This is a genomic window from Bacillus sp. LSHTCR4 (assembly GCF_057197025.1).
In genome coordinates, this window is record NZ_JBXUNO010000002.1 from 102,825 (window position 1) to 119,312 (window position 16,488).

Here is a 16,488-nt window from a genome sequence, read left to right on the forward strand (position 1 = left end):
AGGCAACCAGGCTTTTTATTTTCTAGGAATACACATTATGATTGTAAATTTAGTTGGAAAATAAATTTAATGTTCGAAATATTAAGTATATAGAAAGTGAGGTAGGGAAGTACATTGCAAAATCAAATAGGGAAATTTGGGCGTATACTTCTCGCTGGAGGAATATTATTTACGCAAGTTGGTGTGCTAGACTACTCTGCAAAGAAAGTTTATGCGGTTACGAATGATGAACAAGGAAGATTTCTTATTCATATGGATAAGCAACAAATAAAAGTTGATGAAAACGTAGTATTAAAGATTACGAATACAAATAAACAAGATACGAACATTGAACTTAAATTATTTGATGGACAACTCTTCAGTGAAGAAGAAACGAAAAAAATGAACAAAAACAATAAAGCGATTCAAAACTTGTCTGTAACAGAGGATCGAATTGTACAGATTGAAAAAAACGAGAACAGTGATTACATCGGTGACGTATATGTGGTTATTCAAGTGAAACAAGCTGGAGAGTATAAATTTGAACCAACAGTGAAGCTTGAGGATCAGGAAAGGAAGGTTGAATCTACTTTACTCCATGTCATCGAAAATAAGCAAGATTCAAAAGTTGCTATTCCTGAAAGTGATACAAAATCTTCCGAAGAAAATATGAAACAAGAAGTAAACAAAACAGAGAAAGTACTAGAAGAAAATAAAAAGCAAGAACTAGAGTCAAAGCATGCTGAAGTTCTAAAAGAAACGAAGCATTTAGAAACAGAAAAGGGTAATGAAGAACAATTACCAAAGAAAAATGAATTAAAAGAGGGTAAGAAGATAAATGAAAATAATGAGGGGTTATCTTCCATTCAATCCGAGAAGCTATTAAAAGGCCAATCGCTACTAGCTGCGAGTCCTATTACAAGTGTTCTTAAGTATCCAGACGTAAAAGTAATAAATAATAGAACCGGTGAGGGATCTTCTATCCCAGGCAAATATGCTTTTAGATTTGTTTGGAGCCCACAAGTAACATATGAGGTAAAGGGGAGTAGCAATGATAGAACTGGTCAAAGTCAATACACATTTAGAAATTCAAATAGAGAACAGTATGTATTAGTAAAAAGGGCTGGTGAATATCAAGGGAAATGGATCGATGTCCGTATTAATATTCACTCTATGACAGCTTCATCTGTAGATGTTAAAACACCAATAACTAAAGCTGATGCAAAAAACTTTTTACAATTATATGGGAACGGAAGGTCAGGACAAACGTATAATGCTTCCTTTGAATTTTATGAGCACGGAACAAGTAAAAAAGTACCATTAACGGCAATGTGGAATTTTAAAAGGATAAACAGTTATAAAAATGTTACTTTACGTAATGATGGTAGTCATTTAACGAATTTATACGTGTATGATACGAGTTCAATTAGGTATCAAGACAAAGGGAATAATAAAATAGAGTTTTCTGGAACAGCAGGCCCAGTAGCTACTCCAGAAGCAGATATGACAATTACATTTGATAATTTAACAGAATTACCGCTAGAAGTTAGATTAAATGCTTCAGGTGTTAATGTATCATACGACCAATTAGCGATCGCACAAATTGAAATTCCAGCTCCAAGTGTAATAGGAGATATTGTGGAAGATAATTCCCGTCAACTTTCTTATAAGGTATATCAAAATATGCCTGCTCAATCGAAAGATATTCACTATGCGAAATCTTTTGTATTAGAAAGTGAAGTGAATAAGGATTTTACTGTGAATGATGTTTCCATTCAAGATGTGGAGAGTGGAGATGATGTAAGTAGCTTCTTTGATATTAGCAGGAAAAACAATAAAGTTACTGCGGTTGCGAAAGAAAATGCGCTAAAAATAGAAGAATTCAACGGGAAAATTTACGAGATGACAATTACAGGTTCTCCTGTAAAAGGTACCGATGTAATGAAATATTACAAAGATGGTTATCTTGAAATACCGGTATCAGCTAAAAACTATATAAATGGTGATACAAAGGGACAAGAGAGTAATCAAGATATTGCCAAAATAAGGTATAAAGGTATTCCGACAGGTAAACCAGTCCCGCAAAAAGTGGTGCAAGGAACAGATTTAACGAAAATGGATATTGAAAAATTTGTAACAGACTTATCTGTAGATACAAATTTAGATGTTGATAAACCGATATCGGTAGTTAAATTAATAAACATTCCAGATACAAAGAAGTTAGGGAATCATACTGTGATAGCTGTAATTGAGACGAAACAAGGTGTACAAGCGGAAATTCAAGTTCCGGTTACTGTCGTAGATGGCACTTTAAAGTTAATTGATGTACCAAAGGAAATTTCTTTTGGGGATCTAACAATTCCATCTAAGCCAACGACATACGCACCGAAGTCCATTTCGAACCCTTTGAAAGTAACAGATGAACGAGTTCAAAAACAAAAATGGAGTGTATATGTAAAAGAGATTACACCCCTTACTTCAGAGCAAAACGATAAATTAACTGGTGCATTAGTGTATAAGAAAAATGGAAAAGATACACCGTTAAGTAGTTCTAACATAGAAGCATTCTCTTATACTTCTAAAAATGATGAGGAAGTAGCGTTAAATTGGAAAGAAAATGAAGGTGTTCATTTACAAGTTAAGCCAGGACCGAACATAAAAGCAAATACGAAATATGCTGGAAAGCTTGAATGGACATTAACCGATGCTCCGCTCTAAAAAATATATGTAATATATACATTTTAGAAAGGAGGAAGGTGAATGAAAAAGGTAGCTTGTTGTATAGCTGTCACATTAATATGCGCACCGCTTATTACGTTAAAGGCAGCGAATGCTTCGAGTATGAATTCCAAAGCAGGTATTACATTTTCAAATAGTTATACACCAGTTACATCAACTGATCCGACAGAGACAAAAATAAAAGAAGAGACAGTTGATAAAAATGGTACTCGTATTATAAAAGAAAAAGATAAAAATGGAGATAAACATTTACCGAAAACTGGAGGCCAGACACGGGACTTCACACCATATATTGGATTGTTTTCCATTACATTATCTCTATATGTATTCAAAAGAATTAGGGAAAAGCAAGTGTATTCAAAATAAAACATAGATAAAAAACAATGAAAAAGGGGAAGGTACATATGAAACTAGCAAAATTAGCATTGGTCGGAGCAGTAACATTATCAACAGTATCAGTAGGAACATCAGCGTTTGCAGAAGAGAAAGCAAATATGAAATCGACAACAGACGTAACATTTATTGAAGACAAAAGTACAACAGATCCGAACAACCCAGAAAATCCAAATGAAAAAATTACACCAGAAAAACCAGATGAGCATCAACCAGGAACAGCTGGTCCATTAAGCATTAACTATGTTTCTAACTTACACTTCGGTGAGAATGTTATTTCTGGTAATGACCAAACTTACTTTGCAAAATTAGATACAGTAAAAAAAGGAAACGATAAAATGGATGTTCCTAACTTCGTATCTGTAACGGATAAGCGTGGTACAAACGCAGGTTGGAAGTTAAAAGTAAAACAAAATGAGCAATTCCACAGTGGAAAAAATGTATTAACAAATGCAACATTAACGTTAAGCAATCCAGTTGTAAACTCTGTCACAGATAAAGCATATGCGCCTACACCGTTTGCTGGTTCTGTAACTCTAAATCCAGGTGGAGATGCAGTTGAGATTACTACTGCAGCAAAAGATAAAGGTATGGGAGACTGGACAACTGCATTTGGTAAAGGTGCAGACCAAGGTAAAGAGAGTGTTAGCTTATTCGTACCAGGTACAACAGCGAAAGTGAAAGATGCAAAATACTCAGCGACATTAACTTGGACTTTAGAAGATACACCTAACTAAACCATTTTAAGTTTGAATATTGAGAATGACAAAATATTAAAATAAAAATAAAGGGGTATAAAAACTATGAAACTAGCAAAATTAGCATTAATCGGAGCAGTAACATTATCATCAGTATCAGTAGGAACGTCAGCATTCGCAGCTGAGAAAGATGGCGGAGAATTAAATTCGAAAGCATTCATTAAATTCGAGAAAAATACAGATAAAATTGATGTTGTTAATCCAGAGAATCCAGATGAAACTGTAGATCCAGTTGATCCAGATAAAAAAGGTACAGATGGTCCATTAAGTATTGATTATGTATCTAACTTCAACTTTAAAACACAAAAAGCATCAGGGAATAACGAAATCTACTTTGCAGAATTAGATAAAGTAAAGAAAAAAGTAGACGGTTCTGTAATTGACGTGCCAAACTACGTTCAAGTAACAGATAACCGTGGTACAAATGCAGGATGGCATTTAACAGTAAAACAAAATGGTCAATTCAAAACTGCAGATGATAAAGCGTTGGATGGCGCGGCATTAACATTAAAAAATTCAGCTTTGAAATCAAATGCAGGTAGCGATGCACCAACAGCAGAACAATCTATCACATTAAATCCAAGTGGTGCAGCATCTGATTTAATTGATGCAAAAGTAGATCAAGGTATGGGTACATGGGTAAATGCATTTGGTAAAGATGCAAAAGAAGCGGAGAAAAGTGTTGAATTATCTGTACCAGGTAAAACGAAAAAAGAACAAACACAATACACAACTTCACTAACTTGGGAACTAACAGACGCTCCTATGTAAGTAAGAGAAATTTTAAGATAAAAGAGGAAAATGAGAAGAGATAAGGGAATGGCTTTAACCTTATCTCTTTCTTGTCTATAAAATGGATAGGAAGGGAACTACATAAGAGATGGCAAAAAAAATATTAACTAGCTTACTATTAATTGTATTCTTTATGGTAAACACGTTGTCAGCAAATGCTGCAGAAATGAAGTTCGCAGTAACAGCAGTTATACCAGAAAACCAAATTGATAAGAATCAAACGTACTTTGATTTAAAAATGCAGCCTGGACAAAAGCAAACGATTCAAGTACAAATGAAAAACGATACGAATAAAGAAGTTGTGGTAGAATCATTTGCGAATACAGCAATTACAAATAGTAATGGAATTACAGATTATAGTACAGTAGAAGCAAAAATGGATTCTACACTGAAACATTCATTCTCTAAAATTGCTAAAATGCCAAAAGAAACAAAAGTGCCCGCAAATGGTGCAGTTACAGTTGATGTGAATTTAGAAATGCCAAGTGAGTCATTTGATGGCGTTATTTTAGGTGGTTTATACTTTAAAGAAAAAGAAGATGAAGCTTCTAAGAAAAAACAAGAGGGCGTACAAATTGAAAATAAATATGCATACGCAATCGGTGTTGTTTTACGAGAAACAGATGTTGAAGTAAAACCAGATATGAAATTAAACGAAGTGAAGCCAACGCAAATAAATGGACGTAACGTTGTAACAGCGAATTTACAAAACGTAAAACCAGCAATGTTAAAGAATTTAAGTGTTGATGCAAAGGTATATAAAGAAAAAGGGAAAGACGTTTTATTTGAAACAAAAAAAGAAAATTTAAGAATGGCACCAAACTCAAACTTTGATTACGCTATTAGCTGGGAGAACAAAGCGTTTGATCCTGGGACGTACCGAGTAGAAATAAAAGCTACTGATGGTGATCAAAAATGGGAATGGAAGAAGAACTTTACGATTGAAGGAAAGACAGCGGATAAGTTAAATGATTCGGCTGTAGAAGCGAAAAAAGACTATACGCTATATTACATTATTGGTGGAGTACTTCTAGTAGTCTTACTGCTCGTTCTTGTATTCTTCTTAGGAAGACGTTCTAACAAAGAGAAGAATAACGAAAAATAATAATATATTGATAGTGTAAATGAGCTAATAAGTTAAATAATGGATATTAAACCATAATAAGTATATCATAGACTTGTCTGTTATTTGTTTTAATTCATTTGTATTTCTATTTGTTGGCCCCAATTATTGGGGCTTTTTTTGTTAAATAAATTACTTTTAAGAGGGATCTAAATATCAGTGATTAGAAAAATAGAATATACAGCACTGGCAGTAATTCCAGGATTAATATAAAGAGATATAGCATCGTCTCTAGAAACTGGATTTCCAGCTGTAATGCTAATCCAAGTTACAGTAGCGGTAGTGGGGGGTGTGGGGACATTTCTGCAAATATCAATCGTATAAATAGCAACAGGTAAGTTATTTACATTTATAGACGCAGCAAATCCAATCAATAGAAGGAGAATAGGGAAGGATATGATGTAATACCATCCCGCTAGAAATAAAAAAGCTACCGAGTAGGCCTAAGAAGATAGGGTATCAATTTTCTGTACATATCTTTTAGAAAAAATGGTGGTACAATATATGAAGGATACGAGAAGAGAGGATGAAGATTAGAGTATGTACGTTACTGTAACAGAAGCAGCATATAAAAAAATTATGGATACGATTCCAAATGAAGCGAAATATATAAAGTTATTTTACGATAATGAAGGTTGCGGTTGTGTAATGAGCGGAATTATCGATTTAGTAGCTGTAGCAGAAAAAGATGAGCGCGATGTGGATATTGAATCTAGCCAGTTTAGCTTTATCGCTGATCGTACAAAGCTTGTATTTATGGATGATAAGTTGACTGTCGATTGGCATGAAGGTGGAGGAACTTTTCAGCTGAAGAGCCCGAGCCAGTTTTATAATCCAAATATGAAGTTACACGTTCGAGTGTAGTAAAGGAAAGGTGGTCCAAAAATGTATTTTGGAACCACTTTTTTTTAATTGGATAAGTCGCTATTATTGTCGTTTTTTGTTGATAAGTCGATATATTTAAAAAATCGCTGATATAATTCGAGTTGCGCTGATATATTTAGAAAATCGCCGATATAATTTCATGTACCAAAACGTGCATATAATACAAAGTTTTTTTCACATAATGAAATGTACATATGATTGAATTTTCTGTATAATCGTATTTGCGGAGGGGATACGCATGAGAAAATGGGGAATTGAGTTACTAATTTTAAGTGTCGTTATTATTTGGGGGATTAATTTTACGATTGCGAAATATGGACTTTTAGAATTTACAGCAATTGAGTTTACTGCACTTCGGATGATATCGGCGGCACCGCTTATGTTACTCCTTACATTTTTTATTGAAAAGTCAGTTTATATGGAGCGAAAGGATATACCTAGATTAATTATCGTTAGCGTTGTAGGTATTGTACTGTATCAAACGTTATTTATGGAAACTGTTAAATATACATCCGCTACAAATGCCTCTTTACTCATTTCTATTTCACCTATTTTTACAACTGTATTTGCGATTTTATTAAAACAAGAAAAATTTTCTTCTCGAAAGCTTATCGGTTCTATCATTGCCTTTTGTGGTGCAGCCTTAGTTTTAGTAGCAGGGAATTCACTTGCTAGTTCTTTTTATGGAAATGGGATTGGACTCATTACATCAATATGCTGGGGGCTTTATCCTGTTTTAGCAAGTCCATTAATTAAAAAATATTCAGCGCTACGTGTTACCGCATGGTCAGCACTAGTTGGCGCGATTCCACTCTTGCTTTTTAGTGGACCATACGTATTTATAATGCCATTTCACATTACGCATGGAATGACACTATTCGCTTTACTATATTCTATTTTCTTTGTAACAGTATTCGGTTTAGTAATGTGGTATGTTGGAGTTCAAAAAATTGGGGCGTCACATACGATGGTATATATGTATATAACGCCGCTTGTAGCTGTTTTATTTGCAGCTGTTTGGGCAAATGAATATGTATCGTTTCAACAAATAATTGGTGGAATTATTATTTTCTTCGGTTTATGGTTTGTGAAATCGGAGAAAGTAAAAGTGCATGCTACTGTGGGGAACCTATATCAAAATAGGAAAACAGATCACCTATGATCTGCTTTCCTATTTTTTTATTTTTGGTAAGAAGATGAGAAATAAGATCGCAGTAATAAGTGGAATTAAGTTTAAAAATGGAATACGGAAGAGTGTGATAAGAATAATACCCGGAAGAAGGACACCGAGGACAGCGTAGAAAATACTATGGTTTTTCGTGTACCAATACAATGAAAGTCCAATAAGTGCAGGGATAATGAGGTGAATGAGAGCCATTAAAAAATAAATCATTAGACGCCCCCTTTATTTGTGTGCTTATTACATCATATCCGTATGTTCATAGATTGATATCAATTTTTTCATAAATGGACGGAAAATGTTTGGAAAAACGTCACAAATTATGAGAATATGACGTTTGAAATCTTGTATAATATTATTTCCTAAAAACATTTAAACAACATAAACATACCGTTTATGTTGTTTTTTTAATTTGAGTGAAATGGATGTAAGCAGTATAGACTTGAAAGAAATTTTTTGTTAGATAGATGAAAATTACGGAAGAGGAGAACAGCATGATTAGTATGTCGTTAAGGTCGTTTAAAATTCAATCGTATTATATACTAGGTATTCTTTTATTAGGCTGGATGGTAACCCCGTTTTCAGCACATTTTTTAGGTGCGGGAATTGGACTTATCGTAAGTATGTATTGTGTTTGGCTTTTAGGGAGACGAATTGAGAAACTTGGAGATAGTATCGTAAAGAAAACGAAAGCACCGACGCTCGGTATGTTTAATCGTTATGCGGCTGCTATTTTAGGTGCTATTATTATGTACGAAATTGAGCACCATATGGTGATGTGGGCATTTGCAGTAGGGATTATGGGCGGTTATTTCTTGATTGTTGTTAATTTAGGATACTATAGCATGAAAGATGAGAAAGAATTAACGAAGAGCTAAAATGATAAAAGATAAAAAGCATCTTTTTAGATGGAATAGGGGATCCAGCGATGAATAGTACAACAGGAAGCGAAACGTTGCATAAAATACAGGTTTTTGCTTCCAATAAGTTAACATGAAATCACGTATTGGTATGACTTTTAGGTTCTTTAAAAAAGTTGGATATAATACAAAAAACTATTCCGGTAATTAGAATAATATATTTTATTGTTTCATTTGTATGCTCAAATAAATGAACGTTAAGCATTACCAGTCCCCAAAACAGTTGGATCGCTCCATAACTGAATAAAATTTTTCCTGTACGAGAAAAATTTTTCATAAGCTTCACCCTTTCCTGTATATGTAAATTATAGTATAGGAAACTAAAAATGAGTGATTATAAAATGAATTTTCTGTAATTTCATAGGTGAAGGTAAGTGATTTATGAGCTAAGTCACTATATAAGATATAGAAAGAAGCTTACGTTTTTTACGTAAGCTTCTTTTTTATGTAAGTGTGTGTAACCACTAAGCCGCATTGGGTTTTGTCGGTGAGTACGCGGAACTTTACGGTTACACGACACTTATTCATATGAGTAAAGGGTTATTCCAACAGAAAGTTTTAATTTAAGCGATTGGGCCGCCTAAGTTAATAATGTCTTCAGATACGCTGTCGAACTTTTTGAAGTTAGCTTTGAATTCATTTGCAAGTTCGATTGCTTTTGCTTTGTAAGCAGCTTTATCAGCCCAAGTTTGTTCAGGCATTAACACTTCGTCAGGTACACCTGGTACGTGAAGTGGAACTTCAAGACCGAAGATGTCATGTTTAGCTGTTTCAGTTTTCGCAAGTTCACCGTTTAATGCTGCTTGAATCATTGCACGAGTGTAACCTAAGTTCATACGTTTACCAACGCCGTATTCGCCACCAGTCCAGCCAGTGTTTACTAAGAATACTTTCGCATCGTGTTTCTCGATTTTTTCACCAAGCATTTCAGCATAGCGAGATGCATCAAGTGGTAAGAATGGTGAACCGAAGCAAGTTGAGAATGTTGCTTGCGGAGATGTAACACCGCGCTCTGTTCCTGCTAGTTTACTAGTGTAACCACTTAAGAAATGGTACATAGCTTGTTCTTTTGATAACTTACTGATTGGAGGCAATACGCCTGATGCATCAGCAGTTAAGAAAATAATTGTATTTGGGTGTCCTGCAACACTTGGCAGTACGATATTGTCGATCGCATGCATAGGGTATGCAGCACGAGTATTTTCTGTTAAAGTAGTATCGTTATAGTCTGCGATACGCGTTTGGTCATTAATGATAACGTTTTCTAAAACAGATCCAAATGTGATTGCATCGAAAATTTGTGGTTCTTTCTCGTGAGAAAGGTTTACACATTTCGCGTAGCAACCGCCTTCAATATTGAATACACCGTTATCAGACCAACCGTGCTCATCATCACCGATTAGTTTACGGTTTGGATCAGCAGATAATGTTGTTTTACCTGTTCCAGATAAACCGAAGAATAACGCTACGTCGCCTTCTTCACCTACGTTTGCAGAGCAATGCATAGAAAGAATATCTTGTTCAGGTAATAAGAAGTTCATAATAGAGAAGATTGATTTTTTCATTTCTCCAGCGTATTCTGTACCACCAATTAGTACGATACGTTTTTCGAATGAAACCATAATGAATGCTTCAGAGTTTGTACCGTCAACAGCTGGATTAGCTTTGAAATTCGGTGCAGAAACAATTGTGAACTCTGATTCATGAGTCGTTAATTCTTCTTCAGTTGGACGAATGAATAATTGATGTACAAATAAATTGTGCCATGCATATTCGTTAATAACTTGAATTGGTAGGCGGTAATTGCGGTCAGCGCCTGCAAATCCTTTGAAGACGAATAACTCTTCTTTTTCTTTTAAGTATTCTAAAACTTTAGTATATAATTTATTAAAATGTTCTTCAGAAATCGGTTGGTTCACAGCTCCCCAAGCAATTTTGTCAGCAACCGATGCTTCTTTCACAATAAATTTATCTTTAGGAGAACGTCCTGTATATTTTCCAGTTGAAGCAGAAACGGCACCAGTCGAAGTTAATTTCCCTTCATTTCGCATTAATACTTTTTCCACTAATTGCGGAACACTTAGTTGAATCTGTGCATTGCTTCCGTTCAATAATTCGTGTAAACCAATTTGGACATTCACAGTACTCATATTTATATACCATCCTTTTCATTTAATGAAATATTTCTCGTAATCCCCAACAAGAGTATAACACAATTATATAAATAATGTATACTATTTCTTTCTTTTTGTTTGTGTGAATACATTATTTCCTTATTAATATTTCATTTTAGGCGCACTGAGAAAAACTTTCACGAAAATGTGAATATTAATTGACAAATGAATATCATTTCTTTAGTATAGGTTGGGACGGATACTCTCTTATCCCGAGCTGGCGGAGGGACAGGCCCGATGAAGCCCAGCAACCTCACTTGTAGTGGTAAATACAGGTGAATAGGTGCTAAAACCTGTGCGAGGCTACAGGTCTCGAACGATAAGAGCGAAGGGCAAAAAGCAGTATGCAAGTAGCAAATTAAACCTTTCCTCTATGTAAAGTAGGAAAGGTTTTTCTGTATGCTTGTGTGGGAGAATAAATGTATGTCGCAGTTTGTGGCAAATTAAGGATGAGTTCCGTACAATATATACAATTACTGTAGGGAGGTTTACCACATGACAAAAAAACGTCATCTGTTCACATCTGAGTCTGTAACTGAAGGACATCCAGATAAAATTTGTGACCAAATTTCTGATTCAATTTTAGATGCGATCTTATCAAAAGACGCAAATGCACGTGTAGCTTGTGAAACAACTGTAACAACTGGTTTAGTATTGGTAGCGGGGGAAATTACGACTTCTACTTACGTAGATATTCCAAAAATCGTTCGTGAAACAATTCAAGGCATTGGTTACACACGCGCAAAATACGGATTCGATGCAGAAACTTGTGCAGTTTTAACATCTATCGATGAGCAATCTGCTGACATCGCTATGGGTGTTGACCAAGCGCTAGAAGCACGCGAAGGTCAAATGACTGACGCTGAGATTGAGGCAATTGGTGCAGGAGACCAAGGTTTAATGTTTGGTTTCGCATGTAATGAAACACAAGAGTTAATGCCACTTCCAATCTCGCTTGCTCACAAATTAGCTCGCCGTTTAACTGAAGTACGTAAAGATGATACATTATCATACCTACGTCCGGATGGAAAAACGCAAGTTACAGTTGAGTATGATGAAAATGGTAAACCAGTACGTGTTGATACTATCGTAATTTCTACACAACATCACCCAGATGTTACATGGGAAGAAATCGATCGCGACTTAAAAGAGCACGTAATTAAAGCTGTAGTACCAGCAGAATTAATGGATGGAGAAACGAAATTCTTCATTAACCCAACTGGCCGCTTCGTAATTGGTGGACCACAAGGTGATGCTGGTTTAACAGGACGTAAAATCATCGTTGATACTTACGGTGGATACGCTCGCCACGGTGGCGGTGCATTCTCTGGTAAAGATGCAACAAAAGTTGACCGTTCTGCAGCATATGCAGCTCGTTATGTTGCGAAAAACATCGTAGCAGCTGGTCTTGCTGAAAAAGCAGAAGTACAACTTGCATACGCAATCGGTGTAGCACAACCAGTATCAATTTCAGTTGATACATTCGGCACTGGTAAAGTATCTGAAGACGTATTAGTAGAACTAGTTCGTAACAACTTCGATCTTCGCCCAGCTGGTATTATTAAAATGCTAGACTTACGTCGCCCAATTTACAAACAAACAGCAGCTTACGGCCACTTCGGACGTACTGATGTAGATCTATCATGGGAACGTACAGACAAAGCTGCAGCTTTAAAAGAGCAAGCTGGTCTATAATATATGAAAAAAAGCTTTGCGCAGTGAGCGCAAAGCTTTTTTTATTTCGTTTTACTTATAATTTGAATGCATGATTTGCAATATACTTCTCCATCTAGCTCAATATACTTTTTCATATTTGTCATGCCATTTGCCGGAAATGGCATATAAATCCACGCCTTTTCATATGTTTGTATTTCCTTTTTACATGATTTACAAAGGATTGGTTTCTTCTGGAACATATGTAATCAACCTTTCATGTGACGTGCTTTACTTGCGCAAAAGGCACTGCTTAGTAAAAATAGTGTTGCGCATATAATACTTACTAATGTAGCGTATGGGATTGCACCCTTTAGAGAAAAACCGACAGTGATGGAAGCGACGAATAAGAGGATGAATGTTGTTGTTAATTTTTTATAAAGTTCCATAGTATGTAGACCTCCTTATTTAGAGATAGAACGTATAAAAATAAAATCTACTATATAGGCAAGTACGAGAGGAATTAATGTGCTAGTCAAATAGTAACGAATACCACCATCAGGCATAAGCACATACAATTTTAAAAAGTTAATATTAAACCCGTAAGCGATGCATTGAAAAAGGGATAATATAATTAGGAATGGTATAATAGGTACATATCGCTTTATGTTGTAAAACATGAAAAATCTCCTTTATATGGATAAATATACTTGTATTGTATCATATTAGTTTCTTTAATTTATACATAATTTTACAAGGTTAAATGAAAGGAAGGATGAAAAAATGAGCGTAACTGAACATAAAAAACAAGCGCCAAAAGAAGTGCGTTGTAAGATTGTAACGATTTCCGATACACGAACGGAAGAGACGGATAAGAGCGGACAACTATTACATGAATTGCTAAAAGAAGCAGGCCATACAGTGACTTCTTATGAAATTGTAAAAGATGATAAAGAAAGTATTCAGCAAGCTGTGTTAGCTGGTTATCATAGGGAAGACGTAGATGTTGTATTAACAAATGGCGGAACTGGTATTACGAAACGTGATGTCACAATTGAAGCAGTATCAGCGCTATTAGATAAAGAAATTGTTGGATTTGGTGAGTTGTTCCGCATGATTAGTTATTTAGAAGATATCGGAAGCAGCGCAATGCTAAGTCGAGCGATTGGTGGTACAATTGGGCGCAAAGTAGTCTTCTCGATGCCAGGATCTAGCGGGGCAGTTCGTCTTGCGATGAATAAATTAATTTTACCAGAATTAGGTCATATTACATTTGAGCTGCATCGCCAATGAGTAAGTGGGCTGGAATTGTATTAGCGGGCGGTATGTCGAGTAGATTCGGTGAGCCGAAAGCGTTAGCGAGCTGGCAAGGTAGTACGTTTATTGAGCATATTTTGAAATTGATGACAAGTGCGCTCCAAGAAGTTGTAGTTATTAGTCACTCCGATATAAAAGAGCGAGTAGAGCAACTCGTACAAGTTCCTGTTATAGAAGATATTCCGCATTATAAAGGAAACGGCCCACTTGCTGGGATTGTATCAGGAATGGAATACATAGAAGCAGATTGGTACGCTATTATGCCATGTGATGCGCCAAACGTTTCACATGAATGGTTTACCATTTTATTAGAGCAAACAAGCAATGAATATGATGCGGTTGTACCTATTATTAATGGAAGAAAACAACCGTTACTTGCAGCGTACCATAACCGCGTGAAAGAAAAGATTTATGCTTTGCTTCAAGAAGAAAAAAGAAGTATGGGGCAGCTTTTATCACAATGTAATGTGAAATATATTGCTGGTGAAGATATACAAGCGCATGCAGATTGGTTTATAAATGTAAATACGAAAGAAGAATATGTGCAGGCTCAAAAAGACCTTTCAAATGAATGAAAGGTTTTTTTGATATACAGAAATTGGGGAACAATTACTGTATAAAGGTATGTGAGTAAGTTGATTTTAAAGGGAATTCTTAAAATCACGATACAGTTAAAATACTGTATAACCATATATTAATTTTTATGGGTTTTTATTACAAGTCTGTTTAGTTATGTTTATTTTTGTTATAATGAATATAGGGATAAATTGATATTTAACCTTGTGTATTATTTATGTAAGTGAATTTTACAAATGTGTAATAAACTCCCTTCGTTTTTTGAAGGGAGTTTTTCTATCTAAGCAAGTAACTCTGATGCGTTATGCTGAAGGACTTCTTCATATTGGTTAAGCAAGCTACGAAAGATCTCATCCCAGCTCTTTGATTTCGCATAAGATGAAGCTGCTATTCCCATCTGCTCCAGTTTTTCTTCATTTTGCAATAAAGAATAGATGGATGATAGAAATGCGTCCTCATTTTTGGGCGGACAAAGAACTCCAGTTTTTCCATCTGTAATAATATTTTTAACCCCGCCACTATTTGCACCGATGACGGGTGTACCGCATGCAAGCGATTCAAGTACAACATTTCCAAATGTTTCAGTAGCTGATGGAAATACCATGATGTTAGAACAAGCATATGCTTCAGCTAAACCTGCACCTTGTAAATAGCCAGTAAACGTGACATTTGTTTTCGGAACAGCTTCACGAAGACTTGCTGCTAGAGGACCGTCTCCTGCTATAAGCCAATGAATGTCGCTTCGAGTATGTGCTGATTTAACAATAAGATTTTGCAACGTATCAATATCTTTCTCAGGAGCGATCCGTCCAACATAGGAAAGGACGTACTTCGCTGTAATATTATATTTTTTTCGGAATAGGTCTGTATTGTAAGATGGATGAAAGAGAGTGCAATCTACACCACGTCCCCAAATAGAGAGGGCCTGAAAACCTTTATTTTTTAGCTGGCGTAACGTTTCAAAGGAAGGAACGAAATTTTTTTGCATATGACTATGAAACCATTTTAAATAGTTCCAAAGCATATTGGAGAGAAATTCGATTTTGTAATAGCGTAAATAAGCATCGAAATCAGTATGATAAGAACCGACAACGGGTATGTTTAACTTTTTCGCATAATACAATCCACAAAGTCCCATGTTGAAAGGTGTAGCAATGTGAATCATGTCAGGTTTAAAGGAAAGAAGTTCTCGTTTAATGCGCGGAGTAGGAAAAGAAAAGCGACATTCTGGATATAATATTGTTAACGGGATACTTCTCATCTTGTTCACATTCGCTACGAAATTATCTTCAGCTGTATGCTGAGGTGCGAAAACAGAATAGGCGATTTTTTCTTTCTGAAAATATCGTGTTAACCGCTCTAACGTTTTCGCAACCCCGTTCACTTGTGGCGTAAAAGTATCGGTAAAAATGGCGACTCTCATCATATCACTCCTTTATGTGAAAAGTGGGATGAATTGATAAAAAGAGATGATGCCAGAGCAAGTGCCGAGGCACATACCGACAAATACATCAGACGGATAGTGAAGCCCTAAATAAATGCGCGAAATACCAACGCATAATGCTAACGGTAATAGGAAAATAAGTAAGCTTGGATTATAGCAAATAAATGGAATAAAGACAGAGAAAACGGCTGTTGTGTGACCAGACGGGAAAGAGTGGTCTTTTAATGGATGGACTGGATATTTTGCATCCTGAATTGTTAAATAAGGACGTTTTCGTGGATACCATCTTTTTAATATTTGCACAGGGATATGGCTAATTGCTAACGAAATAGCAGTTGCAATTGCAGCTTGGTGTAAAGTTCCACCTGCGAAAATTAAAAAGAACAGTGTGAGTGTGATGGAAAAAGTCGCGCCACCGATATGAGTAATATTGCTGAAAAAGATATTTAACGTTTTTTGATCAAAGTAGCGGTTAATTCCTTTGAAAATGTAACATTCTATTTTATACAGTCCACTGACCTTCATGAAAATTCTCCTCCCTCGTTTACATATATA

Annotated in this window: 19 protein-coding genes and 1 riboswitch; of the genes, 11 read left to right on the top strand and 8 right to left on the bottom strand. The window is 35.5% G+C overall.

Translation table 11 applies throughout. The features are described 5' to 3' along the window. The first annotated feature begins 114 nt into the window (after positions 1-114). From AC2CGR_RS14140 to AC2CGR_RS14170, 7 genes are all read left to right on the top strand, one after another. Positions 115-2,697: a WxL domain-containing protein gene (locus AC2CGR_RS14140; RefSeq protein ID WP_484480946.1), complete on the top strand. Its 2,583-nt coding sequence runs from the start codon at positions 115-117 to the stop codon at positions 2,695-2,697. A 42-nt stretch (positions 2,698-2,739) separates the two neighbouring features. Next, the gene (locus AC2CGR_RS14145) at positions 2,740-3,084 is read left to right on the top strand and encodes an LPXTG cell wall anchor domain-containing protein (RefSeq protein ID WP_087966581.1); all 345 of its coding nucleotides are present in this window, start codon (positions 2,740-2,742) and stop codon (positions 3,082-3,084) included. Positions 3,085-3,122: 38 nt separating this feature from the next. After that, the gene (locus tag AC2CGR_RS14150) at positions 3,123-3,848 is read left to right on the top strand and encodes a WxL domain-containing protein (protein ID WP_087966577.1); all 726 of its coding nucleotides are present in this window, start codon (positions 3,123-3,125) and stop codon (positions 3,846-3,848) included. Between the two features lie 66 nt (positions 3,849-3,914). Then, a complete protein-coding gene (locus AC2CGR_RS14155; protein WP_087966575.1) occupies positions 3,915-4,640 on the top strand; it encodes a WxL domain-containing protein in 726 nt (241 codons plus the stop codon). A gap of 109 nt (positions 4,641-4,749) precedes the next feature. Next, positions 4,750-5,766, top strand: coding sequence for a WxLIP family cell surface protein (locus tag AC2CGR_RS14160; RefSeq protein WP_098594003.1), 1,017 nt, complete (start codon positions 4,750-4,752; stop codon positions 5,764-5,766). 558 nt (positions 5,767-6,324) lie between these two features. Further along, on the top strand, positions 6,325-6,648 hold the full coding sequence (locus AC2CGR_RS14165) for an iron-sulfur cluster biosynthesis family protein (protein WP_000289563.1): 324 nt from the start codon (positions 6,325-6,327) through the stop codon (positions 6,646-6,648). 259 nt (positions 6,649-6,907) lie between these two features. Then, complete coding sequence (locus tag AC2CGR_RS14170) at positions 6,908-7,831, top strand: DMT family transporter (RefSeq protein ID WP_087966571.1); 924 nt, start codon at positions 6,908-6,910, stop codon at positions 7,829-7,831. Between the two features lie 9 nt (positions 7,832-7,840). On the opposite strand, the gene AC2CGR_RS14175 is transcribed toward AC2CGR_RS14170, so the two are convergent. Further along, on the bottom strand, positions 7,841-8,062 hold the full coding sequence (locus tag AC2CGR_RS14175; protein WP_000639042.1) for a hypothetical protein: 222 nt from the start codon (positions 8,060-8,062) through the stop codon (positions 7,841-7,843). A 281-nt stretch (positions 8,063-8,343) separates the two neighbouring features. On the opposite strand from AC2CGR_RS14175, the gene AC2CGR_RS14180 reads away from it, so the two are divergent. Then, the gene (locus tag AC2CGR_RS14180; RefSeq protein WP_484480947.1) at positions 8,344-8,727 is read left to right on the top strand and encodes an ATP synthase subunit I; all 384 of its coding nucleotides are present in this window, start codon (positions 8,344-8,346) and stop codon (positions 8,725-8,727) included. A gap of 121 nt (positions 8,728-8,848) precedes the next feature. Here the strand turns inward: AC2CGR_RS14180 and AC2CGR_RS14185 are convergent, their stop codons facing one another. Next, positions 8,849-9,046: a hypothetical protein gene (locus AC2CGR_RS14185; protein ID WP_087966696.1), complete on the bottom strand. Its 198-nt coding sequence runs from the start codon at positions 9,044-9,046 to the stop codon at positions 8,849-8,851. A 286-nt stretch (positions 9,047-9,332) separates the two neighbouring features. Beyond that, complete coding sequence (gene pckA, locus AC2CGR_RS14190) at positions 9,333-10,919, bottom strand: phosphoenolpyruvate carboxykinase (ATP) (RefSeq protein ID WP_087966570.1); 1,587 nt, start codon at positions 10,917-10,919, stop codon at positions 9,333-9,335. A 228-nt stretch (positions 10,920-11,147) separates the two neighbouring features. Continuing rightward, a riboswitch (SAM riboswitch) is annotated at positions 11,148-11,269 on the top strand. 169 nt (positions 11,270-11,438) lie between these two features. Here pckA and metK point away from each other — a divergent pair. Beyond that, complete coding sequence (gene metK / locus AC2CGR_RS14195) at positions 11,439-12,638, top strand: methionine adenosyltransferase (protein ID WP_000163123.1); 1,200 nt, start codon at positions 11,439-11,441, stop codon at positions 12,636-12,638. 41 nt (positions 12,639-12,679) lie between these two features. On the opposite strand, the gene AC2CGR_RS14200 is transcribed toward metK, so the two are convergent. Genes AC2CGR_RS14200 through AC2CGR_RS14210 form a run of 3 tightly spaced genes read right to left on the bottom strand, consistent with a single transcriptional unit; the run spans position 12,680 to position 13,276 of the window. Beyond that, entirely contained in the window at positions 12,680-12,859 is a 180-nt protein-coding gene (locus AC2CGR_RS14200) for a hypothetical protein (protein WP_087966568.1), read from the bottom strand. A gap of 6 nt (positions 12,860-12,865) precedes the next feature. Then, complete coding sequence (locus AC2CGR_RS14205; RefSeq protein ID WP_087966566.1) at positions 12,866-13,045, bottom strand: hypothetical protein; 180 nt, start codon at positions 13,043-13,045, stop codon at positions 12,866-12,868. A 15-nt stretch (positions 13,046-13,060) separates the two neighbouring features. Next, entirely contained in the window at positions 13,061-13,276 is a 216-nt protein-coding gene (locus AC2CGR_RS14210) for a hypothetical protein (RefSeq protein ID WP_087966565.1), read from the bottom strand. Positions 13,277-13,379: 103 nt separating this feature from the next. Here AC2CGR_RS14210 and AC2CGR_RS14215 point away from each other — a divergent pair, with 103 nt between their 5' ends. Next, positions 13,380-13,889 carry a MogA/MoaB family molybdenum cofactor biosynthesis protein gene (locus AC2CGR_RS14215; protein WP_000117133.1) on the top strand — a complete coding sequence of 170 codons (510 nt, stop codon included), beginning with the start codon at positions 13,380-13,382 and terminating at the stop codon, positions 13,887-13,889. Beyond that, a complete protein-coding gene (locus tag AC2CGR_RS14220) occupies positions 13,886-14,488 on the top strand; it encodes a molybdenum cofactor guanylyltransferase (RefSeq protein WP_087966564.1) in 603 nt (200 codons plus the stop codon). Before AC2CGR_RS14215 ends, AC2CGR_RS14220 begins: the two co-directional genes overlap by 4 nt. A gap of 281 nt (positions 14,489-14,769) precedes the next feature. Here the strand turns inward: AC2CGR_RS14220 and AC2CGR_RS14225 are convergent, their stop codons facing one another. Beyond that, complete coding sequence (locus AC2CGR_RS14225; RefSeq protein WP_131100897.1) at positions 14,770-15,912, bottom strand: glycosyltransferase family 4 protein; 1,143 nt, start codon at positions 15,910-15,912, stop codon at positions 14,770-14,772. Between the two features lie 12 nt (positions 15,913-15,924). Next, the gene (locus AC2CGR_RS14230) at positions 15,925-16,458 is read right to left on the bottom strand and encodes a phosphatase PAP2 family protein (RefSeq protein WP_071722205.1); all 534 of its coding nucleotides are present in this window, start codon (positions 16,456-16,458) and stop codon (positions 15,925-15,927) included. Between the last annotated feature and the right edge of the window lie 30 nt (positions 16,459-16,488).

Coding starts and splice junctions, on each gene's coding strand:
- AC2CGR_RS14145 (WP_087966581.1), top strand. CDS start 2,740: ATGAAAAAGGTAGCTTGTTGTATAGCTGTCACATTAATATGCGCACCG.
- AC2CGR_RS14175 (WP_000639042.1), bottom strand. CDS start 8,062: ATGATTTATTTTTTAATGGCTCTCATTCACCTCATTATCCCTGCACTT.
- AC2CGR_RS14225 (WP_131100897.1), bottom strand. CDS start 15,912: ATGAGAGTCGCCATTTTTACCGATACTTTTACGCCACAAGTGAACGGG.
- AC2CGR_RS14230 (WP_071722205.1), bottom strand. CDS start 16,458: ATGAAGGTCAGTGGACTGTATAAAATAGAATGTTACATTTTCAAAGGA.
- AC2CGR_RS14185 (WP_087966696.1), bottom strand. CDS start 9,046: ATGAAAAATTTTTCTCGTACAGGAAAAATTTTATTCAGTTATGGAGCG.
- AC2CGR_RS14200 (WP_087966568.1), bottom strand. CDS start 12,859: ATGTTCCAGAAGAAACCAATCCTTTGTAAATCATGTAAAAAGGAAATA.
- AC2CGR_RS14155 (WP_087966575.1), top strand. CDS start 3,915: ATGAAACTAGCAAAATTAGCATTAATCGGAGCAGTAACATTATCATCA.
- AC2CGR_RS14150 (WP_087966577.1), top strand. CDS start 3,123: ATGAAACTAGCAAAATTAGCATTGGTCGGAGCAGTAACATTATCAACA.
- AC2CGR_RS14210 (WP_087966565.1), bottom strand. CDS start 13,276: ATGTTTTACAACATAAAGCGATATGTACCTATTATACCATTCCTAATT.
- AC2CGR_RS14205 (WP_087966566.1), bottom strand. CDS start 13,045: ATGGAACTTTATAAAAAATTAACAACAACATTCATCCTCTTATTCGTC.
- AC2CGR_RS14170 (WP_087966571.1), top strand. CDS start 6,908: ATGAGAAAATGGGGAATTGAGTTACTAATTTTAAGTGTCGTTATTATT.
- pckA (WP_087966570.1), bottom strand. CDS start 10,919: ATGAGTACTGTGAATGTCCAAATTGGTTTACACGAATTATTGAACGGA.
- AC2CGR_RS14180 (WP_484480947.1), top strand. CDS start 8,344: ATGATTAGTATGTCGTTAAGGTCGTTTAAAATTCAATCGTATTATATA.
- metK (WP_000163123.1), top strand. CDS start 11,439: ATGACAAAAAAACGTCATCTGTTCACATCTGAGTCTGTAACTGAAGGA.
- AC2CGR_RS14215 (WP_000117133.1), top strand. CDS start 13,380: ATGAGCGTAACTGAACATAAAAAACAAGCGCCAAAAGAAGTGCGTTGT.
- AC2CGR_RS14165 (WP_000289563.1), top strand. CDS start 6,325: ATGTACGTTACTGTAACAGAAGCAGCATATAAAAAAATTATGGATACG.
- AC2CGR_RS14160 (WP_098594003.1), top strand. CDS start 4,750: ATGGCAAAAAAAATATTAACTAGCTTACTATTAATTGTATTCTTTATG.
- AC2CGR_RS14220 (WP_087966564.1), top strand. CDS start 13,886: ATGAGTAAGTGGGCTGGAATTGTATTAGCGGGCGGTATGTCGAGTAGA.